Source organism: Bradyrhizobium sp. HKCCYLS3077 (assembly GCF_051167555.1).
In the GTDB taxonomy this organism is placed as follows: Bacteria; Pseudomonadota; Alphaproteobacteria; order Rhizobiales; family Xanthobacteraceae; genus Bradyrhizobium.
Genome location: NZ_JBNPTH010000004.1, coordinates 475176 through 501710, shown reverse-complemented (window position 1 = coordinate 501710; position 26535 = coordinate 475176). Strand labels below are relative to the sequence as shown.

26 protein-coding genes, 1 pseudogene and 1 riboswitch are annotated in these 26535 nt (G+C 65.4%); of the genes and pseudogenes, 14 read left to right on the top strand and 13 right to left on the bottom strand.

All coding sequences use genetic code 11. The features are described 5' to 3' along the window. Positions 1 to 29 precede the first annotated feature (29 nt). Positions 30 to 434 (bottom strand): translational machinery protein, encoded by a 405-nt coding sequence (locus ACQR0Z_RS18465; RefSeq protein WP_434860829.1) that lies wholly within the window; start codon positions 432 to 434, stop codon positions 30 to 32. A gap of 139 nt (positions 435 to 573) precedes the next feature. Beyond that, positions 574 to 1743, bottom strand: a complete 1170-nt coding sequence (locus tag ACQR0Z_RS18460) for an OpgC domain-containing protein (protein WP_434860828.1) — start codon at positions 1741 to 1743, stop codon at positions 574 to 576. Positions 1744 to 1967: 224 nt separating this feature from the next. Between ACQR0Z_RS18460 and ACQR0Z_RS18455 the strand changes: the two genes are divergently transcribed. Next, positions 1968 to 2273, top strand: a complete 306-nt coding sequence (locus ACQR0Z_RS18455) for an ETC complex I subunit (protein WP_434860827.1) — start codon at positions 1968 to 1970, stop codon at positions 2271 to 2273. A gap of 30 nt (positions 2274 to 2303) precedes the next feature. Here the strand turns inward: ACQR0Z_RS18455 and ACQR0Z_RS18450 are convergent, their stop codons facing one another. Next, positions 2304 to 2792 (bottom strand): Lrp/AsnC family transcriptional regulator, encoded by a 489-nt coding sequence (locus ACQR0Z_RS18450; protein WP_434919588.1) that lies wholly within the window; start codon positions 2790 to 2792, stop codon positions 2304 to 2306. 4 nt (positions 2793 to 2796) lie between these two features. Next, the gene (locus ACQR0Z_RS18445) at positions 2797 to 3441 is read right to left on the bottom strand and encodes a TetR/AcrR family transcriptional regulator (RefSeq protein WP_434919587.1); all 645 of its coding nucleotides are present in this window, start codon (positions 3439 to 3441) and stop codon (positions 2797 to 2799) included. Between the two features lie 327 nt (positions 3442 to 3768). Here ACQR0Z_RS18445 and ACQR0Z_RS18440 point away from each other — a divergent pair, with 327 nt between their 5' ends. Genes ACQR0Z_RS18440 through ACQR0Z_RS18430 form a run of 3 tightly spaced genes read left to right on the top strand, consistent with a single transcriptional unit; the run spans position 3769 to position 8317 of the window. Further along, positions 3769 to 5376: a carboxyl transferase domain-containing protein gene (locus tag ACQR0Z_RS18440; protein ID WP_434919586.1), complete on the top strand. Its 1608-nt coding sequence runs from the start codon at positions 3769 to 3771 to the stop codon at positions 5374 to 5376. A 2-nt stretch (positions 5377 to 5378) separates the two neighbouring features. Then, positions 5379 to 7382 (top strand): acetyl/propionyl/methylcrotonyl-CoA carboxylase subunit alpha, encoded by a 2004-nt coding sequence (locus ACQR0Z_RS18435; protein ID WP_434919585.1) that lies wholly within the window; start codon positions 5379 to 5381, stop codon positions 7380 to 7382. Between the two features lie 23 nt (positions 7383 to 7405). Further along, the gene (locus tag ACQR0Z_RS18430; RefSeq protein WP_434860822.1) at positions 7406 to 8317 is read left to right on the top strand and encodes a hydroxymethylglutaryl-CoA lyase; all 912 of its coding nucleotides are present in this window, start codon (positions 7406 to 7408) and stop codon (positions 8315 to 8317) included. A 44-nt stretch (positions 8318 to 8361) separates the two neighbouring features. On the opposite strand, the gene ACQR0Z_RS18425 is transcribed toward ACQR0Z_RS18430, so the two are convergent. The 3 genes from ACQR0Z_RS18425 to ACQR0Z_RS18415 are packed head-to-tail and all read right to left on the bottom strand — an operon-like array spanning position 8362 to position 11288. Continuing rightward, on the bottom strand, positions 8362 to 9720 hold the full coding sequence (locus ACQR0Z_RS18425; protein WP_434919584.1) for a TRAP transporter large permease: 1359 nt from the start codon (positions 9718 to 9720) through the stop codon (positions 8362 to 8364). Further along, positions 9717 to 10262: a TRAP transporter small permease gene (locus tag ACQR0Z_RS18420; protein WP_434860820.1), complete on the bottom strand. Its 546-nt coding sequence runs from the start codon at positions 10260 to 10262 to the stop codon at positions 9717 to 9719. Before ACQR0Z_RS18420 ends, ACQR0Z_RS18425 begins: the two co-directional genes overlap by 4 nt. A gap of 3 nt (positions 10263 to 10265) precedes the next feature. Next, positions 10266 to 11288 carry a TRAP transporter substrate-binding protein gene (locus ACQR0Z_RS18415; protein ID WP_434860819.1) on the bottom strand — a complete coding sequence of 341 codons (1023 nt, stop codon included), beginning with the start codon at positions 11286 to 11288 and terminating at the stop codon, positions 10266 to 10268. Positions 11289 to 11665: 377 nt separating this feature from the next. On the opposite strand from ACQR0Z_RS18415, the gene ACQR0Z_RS18410 reads away from it, so the two are divergent. Next, positions 11666 to 11905 carry a pentapeptide MXKDX repeat protein gene (locus ACQR0Z_RS18410; protein ID WP_434860818.1) on the top strand — a complete coding sequence of 80 codons (240 nt, stop codon included), beginning with the start codon at positions 11666 to 11668 and terminating at the stop codon, positions 11903 to 11905. Positions 11906 to 12025: 120 nt separating this feature from the next. Here ACQR0Z_RS18410 and ACQR0Z_RS18405 read toward each other — a convergent pair whose 3' ends face one another. Continuing rightward, the gene (locus ACQR0Z_RS18405) at positions 12026 to 12379 is read right to left on the bottom strand and encodes a DUF6481 family protein (protein ID WP_434860817.1); all 354 of its coding nucleotides are present in this window, start codon (positions 12377 to 12379) and stop codon (positions 12026 to 12028) included. Between the two features lie 311 nt (positions 12380 to 12690). On the opposite strand from ACQR0Z_RS18405, the gene ACQR0Z_RS18400 reads away from it, so the two are divergent. The 5 genes from ACQR0Z_RS18400 to ACQR0Z_RS18380 all read left to right on the top strand — a co-directional run bounded on the left by ACQR0Z_RS18400 (position 12691) and on the right by ACQR0Z_RS18380 (position 15078). Beyond that, positions 12691 to 12939 carry a hypothetical protein gene (locus ACQR0Z_RS18400; RefSeq protein ID WP_434860816.1) on the top strand — a complete coding sequence of 83 codons (249 nt, stop codon included), beginning with the start codon at positions 12691 to 12693 and terminating at the stop codon, positions 12937 to 12939. 7 nt (positions 12940 to 12946) lie between these two features. Continuing rightward, positions 12947 to 13123, top strand: coding sequence for a hypothetical protein (locus tag ACQR0Z_RS18395; RefSeq protein WP_434860815.1), 177 nt, complete (start codon positions 12947 to 12949; stop codon positions 13121 to 13123). A gap of 492 nt (positions 13124 to 13615) precedes the next feature. Then, a complete protein-coding gene (locus ACQR0Z_RS18390; RefSeq protein WP_434919805.1) occupies positions 13616 to 14341 on the top strand; it encodes a hypothetical protein in 726 nt (241 codons plus the stop codon). A gap of 107 nt (positions 14342 to 14448) precedes the next feature. After that, positions 14449 to 14835 carry an NUDIX hydrolase gene (locus ACQR0Z_RS18385; protein ID WP_434875971.1) on the top strand — a complete coding sequence of 129 codons (387 nt, stop codon included), beginning with the start codon at positions 14449 to 14451 and terminating at the stop codon, positions 14833 to 14835. A 48-nt stretch (positions 14836 to 14883) separates the two neighbouring features. Then, positions 14884 to 15078: a hypothetical protein gene (locus ACQR0Z_RS18380; protein WP_434860812.1), complete on the top strand. Its 195-nt coding sequence runs from the start codon at positions 14884 to 14886 to the stop codon at positions 15076 to 15078. A gap of 17 nt (positions 15079 to 15095) precedes the next feature. Here ACQR0Z_RS18380 and ACQR0Z_RS18375 read toward each other — a convergent pair whose 3' ends face one another. After that, positions 15096 to 15518: a group II truncated hemoglobin gene (locus ACQR0Z_RS18375; protein ID WP_434919583.1), complete on the bottom strand. Its 423-nt coding sequence runs from the start codon at positions 15516 to 15518 to the stop codon at positions 15096 to 15098. A gap of 155 nt (positions 15519 to 15673) precedes the next feature. Continuing rightward, positions 15674 to 16087: a response regulator gene (locus ACQR0Z_RS18370; RefSeq protein ID WP_434860810.1), complete on the bottom strand. Its 414-nt coding sequence runs from the start codon at positions 16085 to 16087 to the stop codon at positions 15674 to 15676. 244 nt (positions 16088 to 16331) lie between these two features. Continuing rightward, positions 16332 to 16522, top strand: a riboswitch (cobalamin riboswitch). Positions 16523 to 16626: 104 nt separating this feature from the next. Here ACQR0Z_RS18370 and ACQR0Z_RS18365 point away from each other — a divergent pair. Then, positions 16627 to 18897, top strand: coding sequence for a TonB-dependent receptor (locus ACQR0Z_RS18365; protein WP_434919582.1), 2271 nt, complete (start codon positions 16627 to 16629; stop codon positions 18895 to 18897). Between the two features lie 40 nt (positions 18898 to 18937). On the opposite strand, the gene ACQR0Z_RS18360 is transcribed toward ACQR0Z_RS18365, so the two are convergent. Beyond that, positions 18938 to 19318 (bottom strand): hypothetical protein, encoded by a 381-nt coding sequence (locus tag ACQR0Z_RS18360; protein WP_434860911.1) that lies wholly within the window; start codon positions 19316 to 19318, stop codon positions 18938 to 18940. Between the two features lie 360 nt (positions 19319 to 19678). Here ACQR0Z_RS18360 and ACQR0Z_RS18355 point away from each other — a divergent pair. Both ACQR0Z_RS18355 and ACQR0Z_RS18350 read left to right on the top strand, forming a co-directional pair. Next, positions 19679 to 20668 (top strand): annotated as a pseudogene (locus tag ACQR0Z_RS18355) (acyltransferase family protein); the annotation flags it as partial. Between the two features lie 168 nt (positions 20669 to 20836). Beyond that, a complete protein-coding gene (locus ACQR0Z_RS18350; RefSeq protein WP_434919804.1) occupies positions 20837 to 21685 on the top strand; it encodes an SGNH hydrolase domain-containing protein in 849 nt (282 codons plus the stop codon). Positions 21686 to 21698: 13 nt separating this feature from the next. Here ACQR0Z_RS18350 and ACQR0Z_RS18345 read toward each other — a convergent pair whose 3' ends face one another. After that, positions 21699 to 23165 carry a helix-turn-helix domain-containing protein gene (locus tag ACQR0Z_RS18345; protein WP_434919581.1) on the bottom strand — a complete coding sequence of 489 codons (1467 nt, stop codon included), beginning with the start codon at positions 23163 to 23165 and terminating at the stop codon, positions 21699 to 21701. A 146-nt stretch (positions 23166 to 23311) separates the two neighbouring features. Between ACQR0Z_RS18345 and ACQR0Z_RS18340 the strand changes: the two genes are divergently transcribed. Then, positions 23312 to 24949, top strand: coding sequence for an isocitrate lyase (locus ACQR0Z_RS18340; RefSeq protein ID WP_434919580.1), 1638 nt, complete (start codon positions 23312 to 23314; stop codon positions 24947 to 24949). A 310-nt stretch (positions 24950 to 25259) separates the two neighbouring features. Here the strand turns inward: ACQR0Z_RS18340 and ACQR0Z_RS18335 are convergent, their stop codons facing one another. Further along, positions 25260 to 25889 carry a LysE family translocator gene (locus tag ACQR0Z_RS18335; RefSeq protein WP_434919579.1) on the bottom strand — a complete coding sequence of 210 codons (630 nt, stop codon included), beginning with the start codon at positions 25887 to 25889 and terminating at the stop codon, positions 25260 to 25262. Positions 25890 to 26535: the final 646 nt, after the last annotated feature.

Sequence of the window (26535 nt, the reverse complement as noted above, 5' to 3'; positions counted from 1 at the left end):
GACCGGACCTTGCGGCCAGACTGCCGCTGTCAGCCCGCGGTGCCCGTCGCCACCCGAGGCGGCGCCATCTTGAAGTGCTGCTTGGCGTAGGCGACGATCTGCCGGTCCGTCGGATGGTCGGCGGCCTCGACGGCCACGATGCGCTTGCCGACGGCAGGATGCTTCTCGTGCAGGTATTTGGCAAGCTCGGTCTTGGCGCTGGCCGGGCCGATGATCAGGATCTCGCCGGCGTCATTGAGCGCGTGAGCGATCTCCTCGAGAAAATGCTTGTCCGGCGCGGCGTGGCCGCTGCCGATCGCATTCGCCTTGTGGTGCAGATGCTTGGTCTGCAGATGCGGATGCAGCGTCACCTCGTCGGAGCCGGTGAGGCCGATATGAAACAGCTTGGCCTCGCTGTGATCGAGCCACACGACGGCGTGGAAATGGGTCGACATGATCTGGTCCTTGTCAGCAAACGTGCCAGCGGGATCGCCGCCTGGCGGCCTGCGCGCTTGCGACAAGCGCGCGCCGCGGTGGCGGCATCTCGTATGCTGCGGACCTTAGCGGGCCCGAGACGGGGACCCTTGATGCAGGTCAACGGGGCGGAGGCCCGTCGGCCGCGGCCGGTTTTGGCGGCGCCGGTTTCAGCGGCTTGTCCTGCCGCTTCGACCAGGAGATGTAATAGGCCACCGTGGTCATGATCGCGATGCCGGCGACGCTGACCAGGATCTGCGCCAGCAGCGAGCCCGAGCTCAGCATCAGCATGAAATGGCCGATGAAGGACAGGAAGACGCCGACGCAGAACACGGCAAGCGATTGCTGGCCGCAGACCACGAGCGGATCGAACGCCTTCCACTCAAGTCCCTTCCACTCCTTCGGCACGAAGCGGATGACCATGATCACGATCACCACGAAGTGCAGGAAGCGGTAGGGCGCCAGATTGGTCTTGTCGTTCGGATTGAACGCCGCATACAGCCAGTGCGGAAACATCGCACCGAAGTCCGGGAAACGGCCGGCCATGGTCATGATCAGGGCGAGCAGCAGGTAGCCGAGGCAGAAATAGAGAGTGGCCGGGGCCATGATGATGCCCATCGAGCGGCGGGCGCCGCCGAGCGCGCACCAGGAGCCGAACACGAACAGGACCTGCCAGCAATACGGATTGAAGTACCAGCTGCCGGCCGGATAGGCGGCGAAATTCCAGCCCATGTAGCGCGCCACGAGCCAGAGCACGATCGAGGCGATCATCGTCAGGTCGGGCTGGCGCAGCATCAGCCACAGCACCGGTGGGAAGAAGCCCATCAGCACGATGTAGAGCGGCAGCACGTCGAGATTGACCGGCTTGAACTTCAGGATGAGACCCTGCGCCAACGTGTCGCTGGCATGGTCGACGAGACCGGCGACGTTGAACTCGTCGATGATCTCGGACACCCCGAACCGTGTCGCCAGATAGCTGATGGCAACGATATAAATGACGAACAGGACGATGTGGGCGACGTAGAGCTGCCACACCCGCTTGAACAGCCGGGTGGCACCGACGATGAAGCCGCGGTCGATCATCATCCGGGCATAGACGAACGAGGCGGTATAGCCGGAGATGAAGACGAACAGGTCGGCGGCGTCGCTGAAGCCGTAATTGCGGGTGGTGATCCAGTTCACCACATTGTCGGGGATATGGTCGAGGAAGATCGCCCAGTTGGCGATTCCGCGAAACAGGTCGAGCCGAAGGTCGCGCCCTCTCTCGGGCAGCGTGGCATTGATTTTCATGGCCGCTTCAACGCACTGTTTTGAAAGGAAAACGTCCGGGGAGCAGGGAGGCGCCGTGACAGCCGAGCGAGATTGTCACGGGACGGCAGAATGACTATACGGAGCACGATAAACGGTCACGTCCTGGATGGGAATCACCGTTCCGTGCTGAACATTGCCTGTACCCCATCCCGGCCGTCTCCGCCAAACGCATGACGACCGCCGCTCGAGAGGCTCTGCCAGCCATGACCGCACGTATTTTCAAGCCCGCCAAGAACGCGATGCAATCGGGCAAGGCCAAGACCCGGGACTGGCAGCTGGATTACGAGCCGGAGCAGCCCCGTTCGGTGGAGCCGCTGATGGGCTGGACGTCCTCGTCCGACATGAAGCAGCAGGTCACCCTGCGCTTCGACAGCAAGGACGAGGCGATCGCCTATTGCGAGCGCAAGGGCATCCCGTACCAGGTGATCGAGCCGAAGGAGCCGGTGAAGCGCCAGATCGCCTATGCCGACAACTTCTCGTTCCGCCGCGGCGAGCCTTGGACGCATTGATCCGGCGCGATCGGCGACAGCGTTCTTGCCCTATTCGGGTGCGCCATCGGCGCCGGGAATCGGCAGCGGTCCGTCCTTGAACTGACCGAGCGATGGCAGGCTTCTGATCGTGCGGACGCCGGGCAGAGCGGCAAACTGCCGGAGTTGCCGGCTCATGCCCTCGACGCCGGTCGAGACGCATTTCAGCAGGAAGTCCGCATCCCCCGATAGCCGCCAGCATTGCTGGACCCAGGGCAGCGGCACGATCGCCGCCTCGAACGCCCCCAGCGCCGCCTGGTTCTGGCTGTCGAGCTGGATGGTGACGAACGACACCACTTCATAGCCCAGCGCCCGTTCGTCGATCGTGGCGCGGATCGCCGTGATGACGCCGCTGCCGCGCAGCGCGCGGACGCGACGCAGGCAGTTCGGATGCGAGATGCCGACGCGGTCCGCGAGCTCGTTGATGCGGATGCGACCGTCGAGCTGGAGCTCGGCAAGGATCCTGCGGTCGATCGCGTCGAGGTCAGGGCGCTCTGCCATCGCCTTATGCCTGTTCGACCCTTCTACCGTCGTCGCGGCTCGGCCCGGATGCCGCGCTCGATGGCATCACGCCCGAGAGCACAAGCTTCTCGTGAGCCGCGATGATCGCGTCCCTGGTCAGCCGGCCGCCCGGACGATACCAGCTGCACAGCCCGGTCAGCAGCGCGATGATGGCAAAGGTGGCGACCTGGATGTCCACGACGTCGAACACGCCTTCCGAAACGCCATCACTGAGGATGTCGGCGAGCCGCCGCTCGTAGGCGCCGCGCAACGCCACCACCGCTTCATAGTTGCGCGGTTCGAGGCTGCGCAGCTCCGAATTGGCGATGAAGACCTCGCGCTTGCGGGTCATGTGATAGCTGACATGGAAGGCGACGAACGCCCTGAGGCGTTCGACGGCGCCCTGCTTGTCCCTGAGCGCCAGCTCCAGCTCGCTTAGGAGGTCGTTGATGTGGTCCTGGATCAGCTGCGACAGCAGCTCCTGCTTGGTGCTGATGTGATTGTAGAGCGAGCCGGGCTGGATGCCGACCTCGGCCGCGAGCTGGCGCAGGCTCATCGCCTCGTAGCCGTGCTCGAAGATCAGCCGCAGGCCGGCCTTGCGGATCGCCTCCATGGTCGTCGGACCGTGTGACCCGATCGTGCGCGCCATCTCATCCTCGCGAGACCCGCTCAGCGCCGCGCCCCAAGGATCGAAGCCGCGCGGCAACAGTGGTCAGTGTGAAAACACGTGTCGTCTCAAAGAGCTGCTGCTCAGATCGAACGCTACAACAATCCGCTTGAGAACTCGATATAAAAACGTATGATCGTTTAATTCGAGAACGACGGACGGCCTGAAACGGCCGCGAGAGGGCGAGGGAGGACAGCATGTGGGCAGAGGTGATAAACCGTTGGTTGTGGCGAATCTCCTGATCACACGCAATCTGACGCGTGCTCCCGCGCGGCTTTCCCTCCAAGCTGAGACACGAAGACGCCGATCATGACGCTTCATTCCACGATCGATCCCTCGTCAGCGGATTTTGCGCGCAATGCCGAGGCCATGCGCGCGCTCGTTGCGGATCTGCGCGGCAAGCTCGCGCAGGTCGCCGATGGCGGCGGCGAGGCCTCGCGCAAGCGGCACCTCGCGCGCGGAAAGATGCTGGCGCGCCAGCGCGTCGACCTGCTGCTCGATCCCGGCACGGCGTTCCTGGAGCTGTCGCCGCTCGCGGCCCACGGGCTCTATGGCGGTGACGTTCACTCCGCGAGCATCGTGACCGGCATCGGCCGCATCGCGGGCCGCGAATGCGTCGTCGTCGCGAATGACGCGACGATCAAGGGCGGCACCTACTATCCGATGACGGTGAAGAAGCATCTGCGTGCGCAGGACATCGCGCGGCAGAACAATCTACCCTGCGTCTACATGGTCGATTCCGGCGGCGCCTTCCTGCCGCTGCAGGACGAGATCTTTCCGGATGAGCGGCATTTCGGCCGCATCTTCTTCAACCAGGCGCAGATGTCGGCGCAAGGTATTCCGCAACTCGCGATCGTGATGGGCTCGTGCACGGCCGGCGGCGCCTATGTGCCGGCGATGTCGGACGAGAGCATCATCGTGCGCAATCAGGGCACGATCTTCCTCGGCGGCCCGCCGCTGGTGAAGGCTGCGACCGGCGAGGTCGTCAGCGCCGAGGAGCTCGGCGGCGCCGATGTGCATTCGCGGCAGTCGGGCGTCACCGATCACTATGCGCAGAACGATGCGCATGCGATCGGCATCGCACGCCGCATCGTCGGCACGTTGAAGCCGCCGGGCGCGCGCACCGTTCTGAACATGCGGGAGGTGTGTGAGCCGCGCTATCAGGCGGAGGAGATCTACGGCGTGGTGCCCGCCGACGGCCGCAAGCCGTTCGACGTCCGCGACATCATCGCCCGCGTGGTGGACGGCTCGGAATTCGACGAATTCAAGAAGCTCTACGGCCAGACCTTGGTGTGCGGCTTCGCCCACATCTTCGGCTATCCCGTCGGCATCATCGCCAACAACGGCATTCTGTTCAGCGAGAGCTCGCTGAAGGGCGCGCACTTCATCGAGCTGTGCTGCCAGCGCAACATCCCGCTGGTGTTCCTGCAGAACATCACCGGCTTCATGGTCGGCAAGAAGTACGAGGCCGGCGGCATCGCCCGCGATGGCGCGAAGCTGGTGACGGCGGTCGCGACCGCCTCGGTGCCGAAGTTCACGGTCGTGATCGGCGGCTCCTATGGCGCCGGCAATTATGGCATGTGCGGCCGCGCGTACTCCCCACGCTTCCTCTGGATGTGGCCGAACGCGCGCATCTCGGTGATGGGCGGCGAGCAGGCGGCCATGGTGCTGAGCCAGGTCCGCCGCGACGGCATCGAAGCCAAGGGCGAGAGCTGGCCCGTGGAAGAGGAAGAGAAATTCCGCGCGCCCATCCGTGCGCAATACGAGGCGCAGGGCAATCCGTATTACGCGACCGCGCGGCTGTGGGACGATGGCGTGATCGACCCCGCCGATACCCGGCTCGTGCTCGGGCTCGGATTGTCAGCTGCCGCCAATGCCCCGGTCGAGCCGACCAAGTTCGGCCTGTTCAGGATGTGATCATGGCTCGTCCCGGATTGTATCGTCGTTTCCGCAAGCTCCTGATCGCCAATCGCGGCGAGATCGCCGTGCGCGTCATCCGCACGGCGCGCGCGATGGGATTGAAGACCGTCGCGGTCTATTCCGAAGCCGATCGCAACGCACTGCATGTCGCGCTCGCCGACGAGGCCGTGCTGCTCGGGCCGGCCCGCGCCCGCGACTCCTATCTCAACATCGAGCGGCTGATCGAGGCCGCCAAGGCGACCGGCGCCGAAGCGGTCCATCCCGGCTATGGCTTCCTGTCGGAGAGCGCCGAGTTCGCGCAGGCCTGTCTCGACGCGGGGCTCGTTTTCGTCGGCCCGACCGCGGCGATGATCACCGCGATGGGCTCGAAGTCCGGCTCGAAATTCCTGATGGAGCAGGCCGGCGTGCCGCTGGTGCCCGGCTATCACGGCGAGGCGCAGGACGAGGGCACGCTCGCCCATGAGGCCGCGCGGATCGGCTATCCCGTGCTGATCAAGGCCTCCGCAGGTGGCGGTGGCCGCGGCATGCGCGTGGTGAATGCAGCCGGCGATCTCGCTGACGCCGTCACGAGCGCCAAACGCGAGGCCAAGGCGGCCTTCAGCGACGATCGTGTCTTGATCGAGAAGTTCGTCCAGAATCCGCGGCATATCGAGGTGCAGATCGTCGGCGACAGCCACGGCAACCTGGTCTCGCTGTTCGAACGCGAATGCACGCTGCAGCGCCGCCATCAGAAGGTGATCGAGGAGGCGCCGTCGCCGACGCTGTCACCTGCGCAGCGCGAGACGGTCTGTGCGGCGGCGCGCCGCGCAGCGGGCGCGGTGAACTATGTCGGCGCCGGCACCATCGAGTTCGTCTCCGACGGCCGCGATGTGTTTTTCATCGAGATGAACACGCGGCTTCAGGTCGAGCATCCCGTCACCGAGCTGATCACCGGCGTCGATCTCGTCGAATGGCAGCTCCGCGTCGCCTTCGGCGAAGCGCTGCCGCTGACGCAGGACCAGATCAAGCTCAACGGCCACGCCATCGAGGCGCGCGTCTACGCGGAAAATCCCGCCAAGAATTTCATGCCCTCGGTCGGGGCCATCAAGACCTGGCGGGTGCCAGCAGAGACCGGCGGCCTGCGCATCGATGCCGGCTATCGCGAGGGCGATGCCGTGTCGCCGTATTACGACGCAATGCTCGCCAAGATGATCGCCTGGGCACCGACGCGTGAGGTCGCGATCGAGCGGCTCAACCGCGGCCTCGAAGACACGGATGTCCGCGGCATCGTCAGCAACATCCCGTTCCTGTCGGCACTGCTGACCCATCCAGATGTCCAGGCGAATGCGATCGACACCGGCTTCATCGAGCGCCATCTGGCGCAATTGACAGAGTCAGGGGCCAATGCCGGTGATGTCGAACTCTGTGCAGCGGTCGCGGCCATTCTGATCGACGAGCAGGCCGCGGCAGCGAAGGAGCAGGGCTCGCCGTGGCGGTCCTCCGGCTGGATGCCGGTCGGCCTGCGCCAGCGCGTGTTCTCGTTCCGCCAGGCAGGCAATGATCCGCAGACGGTGACTTTGGCCTATGGTCCGGGCGTGCAGACCCTGTCGATTGACGGCCGGGTGACATCGTTCTCAGCCGTTCCGACCGAAGATGGTGGCTTCGACCTTGTGCGCGACGGGGTCAAATCCCATGTCGTGGCCGTGATCGAGGGGCATGAACTCTATCTGCGTACCCGCAACGGTCGCTTTGAACTGCACTGGGTCGATCCGTTCGGCGGCGACGACGAGGAGCAGGGCGGCGAGGACAAGATCGTCGCGCCCTTGCCCGGCACCGTGGTGGCGTTGCTGGCGCAGGAGGGGGCGGTCCTCGAGAAGGGCGCGGCGATCCTGACGCTCGAAGTGATGAAGATGGAGCAGACCCTGCGCGCGCCGTTCGCGGGCGTGCTCAATGCGATCAAGTGCAAGGTCGGCGACATCGTGCAGGAAGGCGTCGAACTGGCGGAAGTGGAGCCTTCCGCCTGATCCTCCAACTCGAAGAGGTCAGCATGAGCGAGAGCGTGCGCATCATCGAAATGGGCCCGCGCGACGGCCTGCAGAACGAGAAGACCTCCGTCAGCGTCGCCGACCGCATCGCCTTCGTCCGTGCGCTAGTCGATGCCGGCCTGACCACGGTCGAGGTGGGCGCCTTCGTCTCACCCAAGGCGATCCCGCAGATGGTCGGCTCCGATGAGGTCATGCGCAGCGTCGCCGCGCTGCCCGGCGAATTCCACGTGCTCGTGCCCAACGTGAAGGGCTACGAGGCCGCGCATGCGGCGGGAGCGAAGGTGATCTCGGTGTTCACGGCCGCGTCCGAGAGCTTCTCGCGCGCCAACATCAATTGCTCGATCGGTGAGTCGCTTGAGCGCTTCAAGCCTGTCATCGCGCACGCCAAGACCGACGGCATCAAGGTGCGCGGCTATGTCTCCTGCGTGCTCGGCTGTCCCTATGAGGGCGAGATCAAGCCGCAGGCGGTGGCCGACGTCGCCAAGGCGCTGTGGGATCTCGGCTGCTACGAGGTCTCGCTCGGTGACACCATTGGCGTCGGCACGCCGCTTAAGGCCAAGCAGATGCTGCGCGCGGTCTGTGACGACGTGCCCGTCTCGCATCTGGCGATGCACTTCCATGACACCTATGGCCAGGCACTGGCCAATCTCTATGCCGGCATGGAGGAGGGCGTGCGCGTGATCGATGCCGCCGCAGGCGGCCTCGGCGGCTGCCCATTCGCGCCGGGCGCGACCGGCAATGTCGCGACCGAGGACGTCGTCTACATGCTCGAAGGCATGGGCATCCGCACCGGTGTGGATATGGCGAAGCTGCTGGCGGCCACCAACGAGATGAGCCGGCTGCTCGGCCGTCCGCCGGTCAGCCGCGTGGCCGCCGCACTGAATGCGAAAGCGAGGCGGGCGGGTAGCGAATAGGGCAAGCCCGGATCGCTACTCCTCAGTTGCCATTCTCAGCCGCGTCAGCGGCTGAGATCCGGGCCCATCACAAGGTCCGGCAGCGCCGTCGAGATCTGCGGCACGAAGCAGAGCAGCACGACCGCGGCCATCATCAGCAGCACGAAGGGCAGGGTGCCCCAGATCACCTCGCGCAGCGGAATGTCCGGCGCGACGTTCCTGATGACGAAGATGTTCAATCCCACCGGCGGGTGGATCAGGCCCATCTCCATCACGATCGTCATGACCACGCCGAACCAGATGATATCGAAATTCGCCGCGCGCAGCGGCGGCAGGATGATCGGCGCGGTCATCAGGATGATCGAGACCGGCGGCAGGAAGAAGCCGAGCACGATCACCATCAGCAGGATCGCGAACAAGAGCTCCCAGCGCGGCAGGTGCAGCGAGACGATGTACTCCGCCACCGACTGTGAGATGTGCAAATAGCTCATTACGTAGGAGTACAGCAGCGACATGCCGATGATCAGCATCAGCATGGTCGATTCCCGCAAGGTCGCCTTCATGATCGGCGCGAGATCGCTCGGGGTCCAGACCCGGTAGATGATCGCGATCAGCACCAGCGCCAGGATGCCGCCGAGACCCGCCGTTTCCGACGGCGTGGCCAGCCCGCCATAGAGCGCGACCATGACGCCGGTCAGCAGCAGCACGAACGGGATCACGCGCGGCAGCACCGAGAAGCGCTGCGCCATCGTGTACTCGTCCTTGACCAGAATATCCGACCAGGCGCCCGACTTCTCATAGACGACTTTCGCGCGCGCATATTCCTGCCGGAAGCGCACGACGGCATAGAGGCCGAACAGCGTGACCAGCAGCAGTCCCGGACCGATGCCGGCCAGGAACAGCCGCCCCAGCGATTTCTCCGCGGCGATCGCGAACAGGATCATCGTGATCGAGGGCGGCAGCAGGATTCCAAGCGTGCCGCCGGCCGCGATGATGCCGGCCGCGAAGCCGCCGGAATAGCCGCGCTTGCGCATCTCGGGGATGCCGGCCGAGCCGATCGCCGAGCAGGTCGCCGGCGACGATCCGGCCATCGCCGCGAATAGCGCGCAGGCGAAGACGTTGGCGACGCCGAGGCCGCCGGGCACGCGATGCAGCCAGGCATGCAGCGCCGAGTAGAGATCCTGGCCGGCGCGGGACCGGCCGATCGCGGCACCCTTGAGGATGAACAGCGGGATCGACAGCAACGTGATCGACGCCATTTCCTCATAGACGTTCTGCGTCACCGTATCGAGTGACGCCGTCGGCATGTAGATCGCCATGAACACGACGGCCACGGCACCAAGCGCGAACGCGATGGGCATGCCTGCGAACATCGCAAACAAAGTGGAGAGGCCGTAGGCGACCCCGATTCCAAACACGCTCATCGACGGGCTCCGGTCAGCGGGGCCACGATCTGCAGCAGCATCTGTACGCAGAGCAACGACATTCCGGCGGCCATCAAGGCGTAGGGAATGGCCAGCGGCGGCGACCACATTGAATTGGAGACCTGGCCATCCACCCATGCTTCATGCGTCAGGGTCCAGGACTTCCAAGTGAAGAAGGCACAAAACAGGAAGCTCGCGACATCGACCAGCCAGAGCCGGATCTTGTTGGCGAGCGGCGACATCAGGCCGACGAAGGCCTCGATGCTGACATGGCCACGATGCTCCTGCACATAGGCCGCGGTCATGAAGGTGGCGCCGACCAGCAGGAAGACGGCTGCCTCGTCCTGCCAGTAGTTGGCGGCCTTGAACAGCGCGCGGCCGGCGACGCTGTAGCTGAGGATCACGCAGGCCGCGACGAGGGCGAACGCGGCCAGCACGACGATGATGCGGTTGAGCAGCGAGACGAGACGTTGAATTGGCGCCAGCGGACCGCTGGCGCCAATGACTGTCGTGGTCTCGGTATCGGAGACGGGCGCGTGCATCACTCAGGCCGCGACGTCGGAGGCGAGCTTGAGGAGCTTGGCGCAGTTGGCGGACTTGTTGCCGTAGTCCTTCCAGGCGGTATCGCGCGCGATGTCACGCCACTTGGTGACGATCTCCGCGTCGAGCTCGGCGACCTTGGCGCCAGCCTTTTCGTAGACCTTCGCCACCTCGATGTCGTCCTCCTGCGCGCCCTTGCGCCCGAACGCTTCCATCTCGGCGCCGACGGTCAGCAGAATGTCCTGCTGGTTCTTCGGCAGCTTGTCGAACGAGGCCTTGGACATCATCAGCGGTTCGAGCATGAACCAATACGAGGCCTTGGCGCCTGAGGTGAGCGCCTTGGAGACCTCTTCCAGGCGGAACGAGATCAGGCTGGTCGAGGAGGTAATACCGGCATCGCAGGCGCCGGTCTGCATCGCCGTGTAGATTTCGTTGGAGGGAACCGAGAGCACCGAGGCACCGGCGCTCTGCAGCACCATGTCCATCTCGCGCGAGCCGCCGCGCACCTTCATGCCCTTCGCATCTTCGGGCGTGAGCAGCGGACGCGAGCGGCTGGCAACGCCGCCGGCCTGCCAGACCCAGGTCAGCAGGATGATGCCCTTGTCGGCGAGGAAGTCGCTCAGCGCCTTGCCGACCGGCTCGTTCTTCCAGCGCATGCCCTGGTCGTAAGTGGTCACCAGACCCGGCATCAGCGCGATGTTGGTCTCGGGGACCTCGCCGCCGGCGTAGGGCATCGGATACAGGCTGATGTCGAGCGCGCCCTTCCGCATGGCCGAGAACTGCGCGACCGTCTTGATCAACGAGGAGTTCGGATAGATCTCGGTCGCGATCTCGCCGCCCGAACGCTTGGCGACTTCCTCGGAAAACACGCGGCAGAGCCGGTCGCGGAAGTCACCCTTGTCGATGGTACCGCCGGGAAACTGGTGGGAGATCTTCAGCGTCGTTGCTGCATGAGCCGTACCGGTTCCGAAACGCAGAATCGCGGGCGCAGCAAGCGCAGATGCAAGGACGTGACGGCGTGAGAGCATGAGATTTCCCCTGGACAACTGGTGGTTGGGTTCCCGACCCGATACGTCAGCGTGCATAAGCCGCCGACGCTGCCGGATTCTCCTCTAGCCGAACAATCGCGTTCGTTCGAGGCCAAATGCATGGGAGGCGACATATTGCTGCGGCGCAATGCCCACCTGTGAATCCCCGTGCGCGAGATCTACTAACATTCGCTCGACGGGCGAAATTGTGTCGGTCGGTTCCGAACGCGGCAAGTTCGAGTCAAAATTGATCGAACAAAAATTCTTCGCGCCCCGCGTAACAAGCGCTGTGACCACAACGTCGATGTCAGGGAGCGGCGCATCCGCCGCCGTCGACCCGCATCTCAAGTCGACCCCGACCTCAAGGAGAGATCATCATGACCAATCGCAGCCGCTTCATCCTGGGCGTTTCCGCCGCCGCTCTCGCCTTCAACATGGCTCTCGCGCCGGTTGCCTTTGCCGAGGACAAGATGAGCAAGGATGACGCGATGAAGAAGGGAGCGATGTCCCACGACAGCATGAAGAAGGATTCGATGTCCAAGGACTCGATGAAGAAGGACGATGCGATGTCGAAGGACAGCATGAAGAAGGACGACGGCATGATGAAGAAGAACTAAGCCGCCGATCGCGTGCGATGGGATGGCGCGCGCCTCCCATCGCCGAACCTGTCGGGCAGCGCCTGGCGATGCCGCGCGCATGACGCGCCAAGCCTGGCGCGTCGCACTAGTCGTACAGTCTTACTTTTTCTTGCCGCGAGCCTTGCGCGCGGCATAGCGCGCATCGCGCTTCGCCTTCTGCTCGGCTTCGAGCTCCGCTGCGCGGGCGGCAGCTTCTTCTGCCTCGCGCGCGAGGCGTTCAGCCTCGGCCGCCTTGGCCTCTTCTTCCAGGCGCTTCTGCTCGGCCTTCGCGGCCTCGCGCTCAAGGCGCAACTGCTCGCGACGTGCCGCTGCGGCCTCTCGCTCCTGCCGGCGCTTCACGACTTCGGGATCGTCGGGTCCCGGCTGTGATTTGAACTTCTGTAAAATGCTCTGGCGTGCCTGCTGCGCGGCCTTCTGCCGATCGGCAAATCCAGGTTCCTTGAATCCTCTCATGGAGACGTCGTCACTTCGCTACTGGTGTGGTTCGGTGAGGGGCTGCCTGCGCCGCCAAGCAGTTCTTCCACGGTGACGTGAACATGAGCGAAGGCTGACGCGAGGGTGTGTGTATAGGATCGCATATGTCGATGACAAATGCTTTATCACCATCCTCCCCCAACCGCGGGGCTGAGCGCTTGCATGGCGCGCACCGATCGCTATGTAAGCCTCCCCCGTGACGCTGACGAGGTCAGCCGGATGTGAATTGCTTCACGCCTCGCGGGCCCTGCCGTACCGCCAGGGTGCGACATCCGATGGAGTTTACCGGCATGACCTCTGTGTTTTGGGGGCGCAGGCGCCTTGCGCTCGCCCTGGCGCTGGCGGCCCTCGTGACCAGCGCTTGCGTGATGAGCGCTGTGCTCGCCAGGACGACGCCGGTTTCGGCCGGCGTGCTCGGCTCCGAATGGCAATGTGGGCAGTTTCTCGGCGTGACCAGCTGCACGCGGAGCGAGCCGATCTCGCCCGCGTCGCGCCACCAGCAGCCTCATGAGGAGGCGGCCGGCCTCCGCTCGGCCTAGGCGCAAGATGGGAACGCCGGATCAGGGGCACGGGCGCGGAGCGGCGATTGCGGCGCTCGTGTTCGCGGCGATCATGGTCGGTTTCGGCCTGTGGCTGGCCCGCCAACTGACCTCGGCCAGCCGGATGCAGGACTGCCTGATGTCCGGACGCACCAACTGCGCCGTCATCGCTCCGGAGCGCTGAGCTGAGATCGGCGGGGCCGCTGTCCGTGCCCGCAGATGGAGTGCGCCGCTTTTCATCATTTGGCGACGAATCAGCGCGCTTTTCCGCTATTGGGGAGCTGTCTGACGCTTGGTCGCAAAAATGTCGCGATTCTTCCGGTTTCTCGCAAGGAGTGTGGCGCGGCAGGATGAGATCCGATCCGCGCGTCCGGCGTGTCCGAGGCGTCCGAAGCCGGAGCGCAATGCCCGTGCGATCGAGGGGTGATTGAAGATGTCATTGTTCAACCAGACCACGCCTCGGCTGCCGGCATTGGCGGCCCTCGCGGTGATCGCATTGCCCGCGCAGGTGTGGGCCCAGACCCAGGACCAGGGCGGTCCGGGGGCCGGACCCTCGCCGCAGGGGCGTCCGCCCGCGGTCCTTCGTCAGGGACCCGCTCAGGGCGGGCCGCCGGGAGGCCAGCCACATGTCCAAGGCCCGCGGCAGGGCGGAGGAGGGCCGGCGCAGGGAGCTCCGATCGCTGCGGCGCCTCCGGTCAGCCAGCCGGGCGGGCCTCAGCCGCGAACTGCCGGCACACCCCAGGTCCGTCCGCCCGCGCCCGTAGCGCAGCAGGGCCGTCCGCCGGGCGTTGGTCCGGGGGCCGGTCCGGCTTATGCCGGGCAAGGATACGGCCCGGCGCACAATCCTGGGCCTCGTCCCGCGGCTGCCGGACGAACGCCCGACGCGCGCTATGCCCGCGGCGCGGTCGCGGTGCGCGACTATGGCGGACAACCTTATCGCGGGCGGGTCGGCTGGGAAGGCGGCCGCTGGCGCCACGAAGTGCACAACGGCCGACCCGGCTGGTGGTGGGACGTGGGTGGCGTCTGGTATTACTATCCTGAGCCGATGGAAGGGCCTCCCACCTATGTGTCGGAGGACTATGCCGATGACGTGGTCTACGCCCCGGCGGCGGCCTACCAGGCCCCGCCGCCCGCGGTCGTCTATGAAGCCGCGCCGCCGCCCTCCGATCCGGACCCCGGCGCGAGTGCGCTCGGCGGTGCGATCATCGGCGGCGTGCTCGGCGGCCTGCTGACCGGGAAGGCGGGCGGCGCGGCTGCCGGTGCCGTGCTCGGCGGCGCCACCGGCGCGATCGCCGGCGCGACCGCAGCGGCACGGCCGGGCTACTATCTGTCCCAGGGCAATTGCTACTATCGCTATCCGTCGGGCGAGTACGTGGCGGTCGATCCGCGCTCTTGCTACTGATTTGAACGGACGCTGCAGCCCCCTTCCGCAAAGGTCCGGTGGAGGGCCTCGCAACGAATCCTGTAGGATCTGCCTGAAAGCGGACGCGAGGTGAAAGTTTCCGGGCCATGGCGAAAGCGTCCAAGCTCGTTGCCGCCAAGGGCGGAAAGGTTCTGCTGGTCCGGCGTCGCATTGATGGACGCTGGATGTTTCCGGGCGGCCGCAAGCGGGCGCGGGAGACGGCGAAGGATTGCCTCAAGCGGGAGATCAAGGAGGAGCTTCCGAAGCTCAAGCTGGGACGGCTGCGGCTTTGGAAGGAAGTCACGGTCAAGAACAAGCGCTCAGGGCGCAAGATGAGCGATGCGATCTTCATCGCCAAGTACGCCAAGGGCCGGCTCGAGATTGGCGACAAGAAGGAAATCGACCGCGCCGTCTGGCAGAAGCCTTATGGCCTGAGCCTCACGCCGACATCGCGCTACATCCGGGACCGGCTGTTTCCGCGAAAATCCGACTGAGCCGCCGGTACGAGGGGAACGGCTTCGCTCTTCGGGCGTTGACTGTCCATGACTTACGACAGCACAGACAGAACACCTCGCGTGCTCACGCCGGAAGAGCGTCGGGCGCGTGATGCCTCGCGCCGGGCGGATGCTGAGCAAGCCATGCGCGAACACGAGGCCGCTCAGCGGGCCTTTTATGCCAATCGCGAGCGGCTACGGGCCGAACGCTTGGCCCGCGAGGCTGCCAGCAAGCCGGGCTGATCCAAATCGTAGCCGACTCAGTTCGGCTTGCGGCTCTTGAAGGCGTTAGCCATCCGCAGGAATGCCTGATCCAGCAACGCGTACATGTCGCCCGTGATGTCGCAATCGAACATCGCGCGGCGCATGCACGTCATCCACTCGTCACGTTCAGCGTCGCCAATCGGATAAGGGCGGTGGGCTGACATGATGCAGCGATGCTCTGGCCGCTCGAAATAAAGCGCAGGGCCTCCGAGCCAGCCGCTCAAGAACTCGAACAGCAACTGCTTGATGGGCGCGAGATCCCTGTCGTGCATGGCACGGATCCGGCTCGCTCCAGGCTCTTCATCCATGATCGTGTAGAAGCGTTCGGCCAGACGCCGCACGCCGGCTTCGCCGCCGACCAGTTCATAGGGCGTCGCTTCGGCCACGACTGCTTCGCTGCTGGGATTTGCTGCCGTCATTTTCCCTCGTTCCGCTTCCCAGTGCAGCCAACAAGCGGCGAGGGTATGGCGCCTTGATCTGCGTCAAGCGAAAATGCGGGGAGCACACGGCTCTTGCAGATGCGGTGGAGCGAGCGGGGATGGGCGGCGCGGGACTTGGCGCGCCGATCTCGACGTCAGCGGATGTTGGCTTTGACCAGCCGTTGCCGGTCGGTGTCCGCCGCAATCTGGCGCAAGGTCTGCCGCAACAAGGCCAGGTCGACCGGCTTGGAGAAGGGCGGATAGACGTTGAGCCCAAGAATCTTGCCAGCGCGCACGGTGACGTCGCGGGTCTTGTCGTCGGAGCCGCTGATGATCAGGACCGGCGTGCGCGATTTCATGTCCGACAGCAGTTGCAGGACTTCCGTGCCCGAGCGTTCGCCAAGGTTCAGATCGAGGGTAATGCACTCGAAGTTGCGCCGGCGCAGCACGTTGATGGCGCCGTCCACCGAATTCACGCCGGTCGTCGCAAAGCCCGCCTGGACAGCGATCTTGCGCAGGATCGACAGGTGAACGTCGGCATCTTCGATCACGAGAAGTTCGTTCAGCATGGTCCCCGCACGGTTCTGTGTCGGCTCTTGATGGGCATCTGGAGTTTAAAAGTCGGTTTCTGAGTTCCACGTAAATTTTCGTTTCCGTAGAATCACGGAAATATTTCGCGGCAATATCGGCTACCGGCTGGACTTTTCCACACCGGCGCGCCGCAGGCACGCTGCCTGCCCCAGACCTCGTCCGGATCGCCAAGACAAGACGGTGTTCTCAGAACTCGTGGCATTGACAGTCGGGTTTGCTCGCACCTACGGTCGTGCCGACGGTTCCTTTCGAGGATTAAACGGGAACGCGGTGAGGGGAGACCCGAGGCCGCGGCTGCCCCCGCAACTGTAAGCGGCGAGCCTTCGCCATCAGCCACTGGATCTCGGTCCGGGAAGGCGGCGATCAGGCGCTGACCCGCGAGCCAGGAGACCTGCCGTCAGTCGTGGTCACACGTGAGCACATCGGGCGGGGTGTCCTGATGGAAGCCGTTCTGCCGCCTTCCGGCGGGGGAATTCTTTTGCTCGCGGTGACGTGCCACGTTGTCGCGAGTCCATTGATGACCTCCGCTCTGTCCGTTGCGTCGAAGCGACGCTTTCTCCTTCTGTCGTCCGTTGCCATCCTCTCCCTGTCGTGGCCGTCCGCCGGCTGGTCACAGGCTGCCAAACCGGAGCGCATGCTCGATCCTGTCGTGGTCGACCCGCCCACGGCGTCGCGCGTCGGCCGACCCCTTTCGGCCGAGGTGAAGCGCACCGCGGTCCGGCGCGCTCGAGGTCCTGCGCGCCCGCCGACGGAGGTCGCGGCAGCGCCACCCGCCAATCCCGGCTTCGCGGCTCCGACATTGAACCTGACAGAGGCGACATCCACCGGAAGCCGCCTCGGCCTGACGCGTCTGCAGACGCCGGCGAGCGTCGACGTGATCTCGGCCGAGACGATCGCCGAGCGCGGCCAGCAGAATGTGATCGATGCGGTGACGCAGAACGCCGTGGGCTTCACTGCGAGCCCGGCGCCGGGCAATGGCGGGCTGTCCTTCAACACCCGCGGCTTCACCGGCAACGGCTCGGTGATGACGCTCTATGACGGCACGCGCCTCTATGTCGGCTCGGGCACGCTGACCTTCCCCTTCGACAGTTGGTCGGCCGAGCGTATCGAGGTGCTGCGCGGCCCAGCCTCGGTGATGTACGGCGAAGGCGCGATCGGCGGCGCGGTCAACGTCGTCTCGAAGCTGCCGCTGTGGGTTCAGCGCAACCAGGCGGAGGTTTCGCTCGACAGCAACATGACGCGCCGGATCGCCGTCGACAGCGGCGGACCGGTGAGCAGGGACGTGGCCTATCGCATCACCGCGACCGGCAACCTGTCGGACGGCTGGGTCGACCGTGACCGGACGTCGAACGTCGCGCTGCATGCGGCGGTTCAGGTCAGGCAGAACGAGGACGTCACCTGGACGATCTCGACCGACTATGGCGATCGCAGCCCGTCGCGCTATTTCGGCACGCCGCTGGTCAACGGGCGCATCCTGGAGACGCTGCGCTTCAAGAACTACAATGTGGGCGACAGCGGCATTCGCTATCAGGACAGCTGGAATCAGGTGAAGACGGAGTGGCAGGTCGCCGACGGTATTTCCGTTCGCAACACGCTATATTATCTGAACAGCCAGCGGCACTGGAAGGACGTGGAGAGCTACGCCTACAACGCCGCCACCGGACGCATCGACCGCAGCAGCTACATCGAGATCTTCCACGACCAGCAGCAGGTCGGCGATCGCTTCGATGCGACGTTCCGCGGCCATGTGTTCGGCATGGCCAACGAATTCGTGGCCGGGTTCGATGTCAACAACATCAGCTTTACCCACACCAACAACTCGCCCTATGGCGGCACGTCCTCGGTCGCGCTCTACGAGTTCGATCCAGGCGTGTTCGCGAGCCCCAATCGCACCGTGCCGGGATTCGGCAGCACGACCAACCAATATGGCCTGTTTGCCGAGAACCGCCTGTCGGTGACCGACCAGCTATCGCTGATCGGCGGCATCCGTCAGGACGAGCCGACGATCGCGCGCACCGACTACGTCGCGCCGGGCAACAGCTACGAGAAATCCTATCACGCCACGAGCTGGCGCGTCGGCGCCGTCTACACGCCGATCAAGGATCTGGCCTTCTATGGCCAGTACGCCGTGGCGGTCGATCCGGTCGGCAATCTGATCACGATGTCGGCGGCCAACCGCAGTTTCGCGCTGTCGAGCGGCAAGCAGGTCGAGGTCGGCGTCAAGCAGTCGTTCTGGGGCGGGCGGGGGGAGTGGACCTTGGCGGCCTATGAGATCGTGAAGAACAATCTGTTGGCGCGCGATCCCGCCAATCCCGCCGTCACGGTCCAGGTCGGCCAGCAATCGTCGCGCGGCGTGGAGGCTGCGGTCGGCCTCGCGCTCGACCATGGCTGGCGGGTCGATGCCAGCACCGCGCTGTTGCGCGCCAGATATGACGACTTCGTCCAGTCGGTCGGCGGCGTCGCCGTCAACTATGCCGGCAACGTCCCGGTCAATGTGCCGCAGACGGTCTCCAACATCTGGGCGACCTGGGCGTTTGCGCCGAACTGGTCGGCCAATGCCGGCGTCCAGGTCGTGGGCAGGACCTTCGCCGACAATGCCAACACGCTGGCGCGGCCGGCCTACGGCGTCGTCAATGCCGGCGTGCAATGGAAGCCGGATGCGAACACCACGGTGTCGTTCCGCGTCTTCAATCTGTTCGACGCGATCTATGCGACGTCGGGCGGCACGACGCAGTGGCTGCTCGGCCCGCCGCGCACGGCGCAGCTCGCGGTCAACGTCAAGTTCTGACCATGCGCCGCCGGATCGACATCGTCTCGGTCCCGCGGCGTCAGAGCCGATGGCGGCTCGCCATCGATCCGGAGGGGCTCTGCAGGCCGTTGAGGGCGACCGGCTGCATCCCCGACGGGCGCGACTGGCGCCAGTGATAGACGTGCCGCACGATCCCGGCGACCAGCAGCGGCAGGATGGCGGCGACCGCCATCAGCGGCGACAGCGGCTTCGGTGAAATCATTTCCAGCGCCATCTCCGACACCATCCACAGCGTGGCGATCACCAGGGCGCAATCGAGCGGAGGGATGCGCAGCCAGTACAGAAACCCGACGATGACCACCGCGGGCGCGATCGCCGGGCCGATCATGTAGAAGGTCAGCTCCGGCGGCGTCAGCGCGTCAAGAAGCATCGATGCCAGCAGCCAGAGGCTGAAGAACATCACCGCGCCGTCGACGTATCTCATGGAACACCTCCGCCGCGACATTTTGGCGCAATCTTTGTCCGGTTTGTGGCCCCTGCGCAAGGGTGGGCTGCCCTGACGGCGAATTTGTTCCCTTGGCACTGTCGCCGAGCCGACGAGGACGGGGCGCTCGCCCGCCGACACGGAGAGCGCCCGCGCAGCTGCATCACGGCCGCGGTCCGGCCCTTGTCCTGTCTCCCATGGGCCACATTGCACATTACAATACATTGCTAACGATATCTGACCGTTGCTGTCTGCGTCTGAGCGTGTCACATCCCGTAAATCTACGGGAATTGCGGAGCTGGCGACCCGGCCGGCGAACAAGGAACGGCCGGGGGCATGGACCTGCGATTCCGAGCGGACATCGATTACCTCCGGGCCGTCGCCGTTCTCCTGGTGATCGGATTCCACTACGGCATCCCCGGCTTCCAGGGCGGTTTCGTCGGCGTCGACATCTTCTTCGTCATCTCCGGCTACCTGATCACCCGGCTGATCTGGGCGGGGATCCATCGCGGCGATTTCTCGTTTTGGACGTTCTACGACCGCCGCGCCCGCCGCCTGCTGCCCGCGCTCTACGTGATGGTGCTGGGCACCGGGATCGGGGCCTAGTTCCTGGCCCCGCCGGACGAGTACCGCATGTTCTTCGGCAGCGCGGTCTCGACCTTGCTGTTCTCCTCGAACATCTTCTTCTGGTTCCAGGCGAACTATTTCGATCTGCCATCGGTCGGCAAGGTGCTGATCCACACCTGGTCGCTGTCGGTCGAAGAGCAGTTCTACTTCCTGTTCCCGCTGCTCACGGTCGTCTGGAGCAGACGCTTTCGCGATCCGTCCGCGCGCGTCTCGCTCGGCCTGCTGCTCGCCGGCACGGTGGGGCTGTGCATCGCCAACGAACTCCTGATCAAGAATTCCGCCTCGGCGGCGTTCTACCTGTCGGCGCTGCGCGGCTGGGAATTCCTGATCGGGGGGCTGGCCCATCTGCTCGATCGCTTTGCGCCGGCCGACATCCGCGCGCGTTGGACGATGGCGTTGAGCGGGGTGCTGCTGATGCTGGTGCCAGCCGTGACGTTCACGGAAGCCACCAGATTCCCCGGGCTGCATGCCCTGCCGCCGTGTCTCGGGGCAGCGCTCTTCATGATGGCCTTCAGCCGCGATGAGGGGCAGCCGATCTGGCTGCCATTCCGGCGCACCGGACTCTTCCTCGGCAAGATCTCCTATTCGCTCTACCTCTGGCATTGGCCGGTGTTCGTGCTGGGCACGGCGGCAATGCCGATCACCTGGGCGGGTCCGGTCGCGACCGCGGCGCTGCTCGCAGGCTCGTTCCTTCTTGCCTATGCCTCCTATCGCCTCGTCGAGCAGCCGGTGCGCACCCGGCCGGTGTGGCACGGAGCAAGGACGTCGGGCCTGATCGCGACAGCCGCGACGCTGCTGCTGGCGATCGGGATCGTCGGTGTGCTGCAGAACGGCTTTCCCGCGCGCTTTCCGCAGGCGGCGCAGCGCATGCTGCGTTTCAACGTCGGCGTCATGGCGCCGTTCTACGGCGAATCCACCTGCTTCCTGCAGCCGCATCATCCGTTCGCGAGCTATCGCCGCGACGTGTGCCTGACGCCTGTCGGCGATCGGCCGAACGTCCTGCTGTTCGGCGACAGCACCGCCGCGCACTATGCCTGGGCCCTGCGCAAGCATCTCGGGTCGAAGGTCAACCTTCTGCAACTGACGTCCGGAGCCTGCGCGCCATTCGTCGATCTGCACCAGCGCCAATCCAAGAATTGCGACGAGGTCAACGCGACATTGCGCGACGTGCTGCGCGAAGGCCGCATCGCCGCGGTCATCCTGTCCGGCAGCTGGCGCTCGTATCTCGAACTCTACGCGGTTCAGCCCGAGCGGGATGGCGCGGGGCGAAGCCGCAAATTCGACGGATATCTGTCCGCGACCTTGTCGGCCGCCGAAGCCGCGCGCGTCCCGGTGCTGCTGCTGGGGCAATCGCTCGAGTTTGCCCTGCCGCTGGCCGCCAATCTGGTGCGCTATGAGATGACCCATCTTCCCACGAAGGGAACGCTGGAGGTCAGGCCCGATAGTTTCACCGCCGATGCACATCTGAAGCGGCTTGCCGCCCAGCAACGCAATGTCAGCTTCATCTCGGTTCTCGACTCCGTGTGCGGCGACCGGCCGTGCCCGCTGAAGGTCGATGACGAAACGACCATCGTGTGGGACACGCTGCATCTGACGCCGGAGGGCTCGCTCTACGTGATGCAGCGGCTGGCGCCGGTACTGGATGCCTTCATCGATGGGCTTCAGCCGACGCCCCAGCGCGTCAGCGGCAACCCGCCGGCGTCGCTGGATCGCTGAGGCCCCGGTCATCTCAATCCGCCGAGAAGCCGAACGGCACCGACGACGTCCTGAAATCGTCCGGCAGGATCTCGCGGCCGATCGGCGGCGCCGAGCGGGCCGCGCATTTCGGCCGGTGACAGACCCGGCAGGCGGTGCCGATCGGGGTCGGCGCGCTGGCATCGGGGCCATGGCCGCCGCGGGTGTAGATCAGTTGCCCCGCATGCTCGGCGGCGCAGCCGACCGCGATGGCGCGCTCGACGCGGACCGCGCCATAGGAGCCGCCGCCGGCGGTCACGGTGCGGGCGATCGAGAAGAAGCGGCGGCCATCGGGCAGCTCCAGCCATTGCGTCACGATCTGGCGCGGCGTCTTGAAGATGCCGTGCACCGACCACAGCGGGCAGGCGCCGCCGTGGCGCGCGAACGGAAAGCCGGCGCCGTCGAGCAGCTTCGAGACATTGCCGGCGGGATCGATGCGGATCAGGAAGAACGGAATCTTCTCGGCGCCCGGTTTCTGCAAGGTCGTGACGCGATGCGCTGTCTGTTCGAAGCTGGTGCCGAACTGCCGCGCCAGGGCTTCGAAATCGTAGGCCCTGGTATCGACCGCTTTGGCGAAGATCGAGTAGGGCATGATGATCGCCGCCGCGGCATAGGCCGCGAGCGCGCGGCGCGCCAAGAGCTCGGCGGTCTTGCTGGCGAACTTGCCGTCCTCCAGTGCTGCACCAATCTCGTTGTCCAGCTCGAGATAAGCGAGTTGCCGCGCCAGTTCGAACTTCAGGCTCGCGCTGTCGAGCGAATCCTCGATCAGCAACTGCCGCCGGTGCAGGTCGAGCCGCCGGAGCGAGCCGAGCATCACGTTCGGCGGCATGTAGCGGACTTGCAGTTTGTGCTTCTCGCGAAAGCGCTCGATGAAGCCCGCGGGGCTCGCCGAGACCTGCGGGGATCCGGTGGCCGAGCCCTGAAAGACCGCCTGCGCCAGCCGCTCGGCGGCGTCGTCGAGCCCCGCGAAATAATTGCGGCGGGCGGCGAGGAAGCGCCGGACATCGGCGACGGGATCGTTGGCGTCAAAGCCTTCCGGCAGCGGCCCGCCGCCGGAGATCGAAGGCGCGCGCTCAGCCAGCGCCAGTTGCTCCTCGCGATAGGCGGTGTAGAGCCGCAGGAAGGCTTCGGCCATGCCGGGATAGCTGACGGCGAGGTCGGAGATTTCCAGCGCGGGGATGTCGATGTCCGAGAACATCGGGTCCTTCAGCACCGATTGCATCCGCGCCGTATGGTCTGCGCCGCCGTCGCCGGCCAAATCGGCCAGGTCGATCTTGTAGGTCCGGGCCAGCCGCAGCAGCATGTCGGCCGTGACCGGCCTCTGATTGCGCTCCAGGAGTGCCACGTAAGGCGCTGATATTTCGAGGTCCGCGGCCATGTCGGCCTGGGTCAGGCCGAGCTCGCGCCGGAGCCGGCGCAGGCGCGGGCCCATGAAGATCGAGCGCGCCGTGGCGGTACTCATGGCCGGTCATCTCCCCTCTGTAAGCTCCTTACAGCTATACACGAGAGATTTGTAAAGTGTGACAAGTTTTCCGCGCAATGTCTGGTCCGCTGTCGCAGCGCGCTTACAACAGGTCCCAGGTTGTCCTTAACCAAGGGATCACGGACATGAACTTCCAACCGCGTGGACTGAACGACCAGGCTCTCCAAGGCTCCTCGTCCTACCAGGCCGAGGTCGAGGCGGCGCGTGCGCTGCTTGAGGCCAACCCGACCTGGAATGGTGTCACCGCCGAGGCCGTGGCGCGCATGCGCCTGCAGAACCGCTTCAGGACCGGTCTCGACGTCGCCCGCTACACCGCGTCCGTGATGCGCGCCGACATGGCCGCCTACGACAATGATAGCACCAAGTACACGCAGTCGCTGGGCTGCTGGCACGGCTTCATCGCGCAGCAGAAGCTGATCTCGATCAAGAAGCATTTCGGCCGCACCGACCGCCGCTACCTCTATCTCTCCGGCTGGATGATCGCGGCGCTGCGCTCCGAGTTCGGCCCGCTGCCGGACCAGTCGATGCACGAGAAGACCTCGGTCCCCGCGCTGATCGAGGAGCTCTACACCTTCCTGCGCCAGGCCGACTCGCGCGAGCTCAACGATCTCTTCCGCACGCTGGACGCGGCCCGCAAGGCCGGCGACAAGGCGAAGGAGACCGAGATCATCGCCAAGATCGACGGCTTCCAGACCCACGTTGTCCCGGTCATCGCCGACATCGACGCCGGCTTCGGCAATGCCGAGGCGACCTATCTGCTCGCCAAGAAGATGATCGAGGCGGGCGCCTGCGCGCTGCAGATCGAGAACCAAGTCTCGGACGAGAAGCAGTGCGGCCACCAGGACGGCAAGGTCACCGTGCCGCATGACGTCTTCCTGGCCAAGATCCGCGCCTGCCGCCACGCCTTCCTGGAACTCGGCGTCGAGGACGGCATCGTCGTCACCCGAACCGACTCGCTCGGCGCCGGCCTGACACAGCAGATCGCGTTCTCCAGCCAGCCGGGCGATCTCGGCGACCAGTACAACAGCTTCCTCGACTGCGAGGAGGTGACGCCGGAGACCGCGCGCAGCGGCGACGTCATCATCAACCAGAACGGCAAGATGATGCGCCCGAAGCGGCTGCCCTCGAACCTCTACCAGTTCCGTCCCGGCACCGGCGAGGACCGTTGCGTGCTCGACTGCATCACCTCGCTGCAGAACGGCGCCGACCTCTTGTGGATCGAGACCGAGAAGCCGCATATCGAGCAGATCGCCAAGATGGTCGACCGCATCCGCAAGGTGATCCCGAACGCCAAGCTCGCCTACAACAACTCGCCGTCGTTCAACTGGACCCTCAACTTCCGTTGGCAGGTCTATGACGCGATGAAGGAGGCGGGCCAGGACGTCAGCAAGTACAACCGCGCCGAGCTGATGAAGGCGGAGTACGACGACACCCCGCTGGCGAAGGAAGCCGACGAGCGCATCCGCACCTTCCAGGCGGATTCGGCCAAGCGCGCCGGCATCTTCCACCACCTGATCACCTTGCCGACCTACCACACGGCCGCGCTGTCGACCGACAACCTCGCGAAGGAATACTTCGGCGAGCAGGGCATGCTGGGCTACGTCAAGAACGTCCAGCGCGCCGAGATCCGCCAGGGCATCGCCTGCGTCAAGCACCAGAACATGGCCGGCTCCGACATCGGCGACGACCACAAGGAGTACTTCGCCGGCGAGAAGGCCCTGAAGGCCGGCGGCGCGCACAACACGATGAATCAGTTCGGCTGAGCTCTGCCGGGTGAACCGCTGAACTGATGAGACCCGTCTGGAGCGGCAACGCTCCAGGCGGGTTTTGCTGTTGCGCGGAATTTCCAGGGCGCGCTTCGAATCCCTATCGACGAACACACTGCTCATCACCAAGGTGCTCCGGCTTCCGATCTCAACCCTCATGGTGAGGAGCGCCGCCCTTGCGGCGCGTCTCGAACCATGAGGCCACAGTCGGGCCTCGCCCTTCGAGACGCCCGCCTGCGGCGGGCTCCTCAGGGTGAGGAGAGAAGGCCGTGTCCGGGTCGCCATCTTCCTCCTCGGCTGGACCTTCTCACCGCTCACTCAGCGCCAGCCGAGCCCCGAGCAACGCAAAGCCACCGGCGAACGCCCGGCGCAGCCATGTCATCACCCGGGGCCGGGAGACGACGCGATCGCGCACCGCGGCCGCGAACAGGCCGTAGACCACGAACACCGCAAAGGTCATCGCCATGAACGTGGCCGACAGCTCCAGCATGGCGGCGAGCGGATGCGCCTCGTCGGCGGCTATGAACTGCGGCAGGAAGGCGAGGAAGAAGATCGACAGTTTGGGATTGAGGATGTTGATCAGGAAGCCGGTCAGCACCACCCGCACGGCCGAGCGCGCATCCGCATCCTGCTTGTCATCATCCTTGGCCTCCACCGACAGCGCGCCGCGCTCGCCGAGCGTCTGCCAGGCCATGTACAGGAGATACGCCACGCCGCAGTATTTCAGCGCTGCAAAGGCCAGCGCGCTGGTGTGCAGCACCGCTGCGAGGCCGACGGTCGCAGCCAGCATCGCCGGGATGATGCCGAGTGTGCAGCCGAACGCGGCCGCGATGCTCAGCCGCGAGCCCCGCGTCAGCGCCACCGCGAGCGTATAGAGCACGCCGGTGCCGGGCGAGGCGACGACGATCAGCGACGTCAGTAGGAAGGCAGTGGACATCGGCGGCTCCCGGGTTCGCGGCCGCGAGCGCGGCCGGCGTGTTTCAAAAAACAATCCCCAACATTCCACGCCGCACCGTCGGACGATAGCGGGCCGCGCTTCACGTGACGGCGAGCCACCAAGGCGTGGCGCAAGCGCCGACGTCGCGGCGCGGGAGGGACATCAGGGCAGGGGACGTGTTCGACCGTCATCGCGGCGCGGTCGCGCCCGATTTTGTCCGGTCGTCTCGCCCTCGAAATACAGAGGGCGCGGGGAATGCCGGGCTGCTGGCCGCAACCCATGGCCCGCCTGCAGAAAAAAGCAGGCGGCAGTCACCACAGGTTCAGCCGACATCCGGCATTCCCCGCGCGGTGGTCTTAACATTTATACGCGATCTCCCCGGTGTCCGGCTTGATAGCCACGGTCGCCCCGAGGGGTCATCATCCCCCGGAGCTTAGCGCCAGCTTCGGGGCGCCAGGACCACGCGATTTCATGTCCGCGACCGGCTGTTCGTCCGCACGCATAAGCGCGCTGCAGCCAGCTCGCGGCCACCGCTCCCCGCACCCAACGTCCGTGACGATCGCGATCCGCCCCTCTCGAGGAGCACGGGATGCGCACAGTCAATCATGGAATTCGGAAAAATGGAAGAAGAATATTTTTGAGCTAG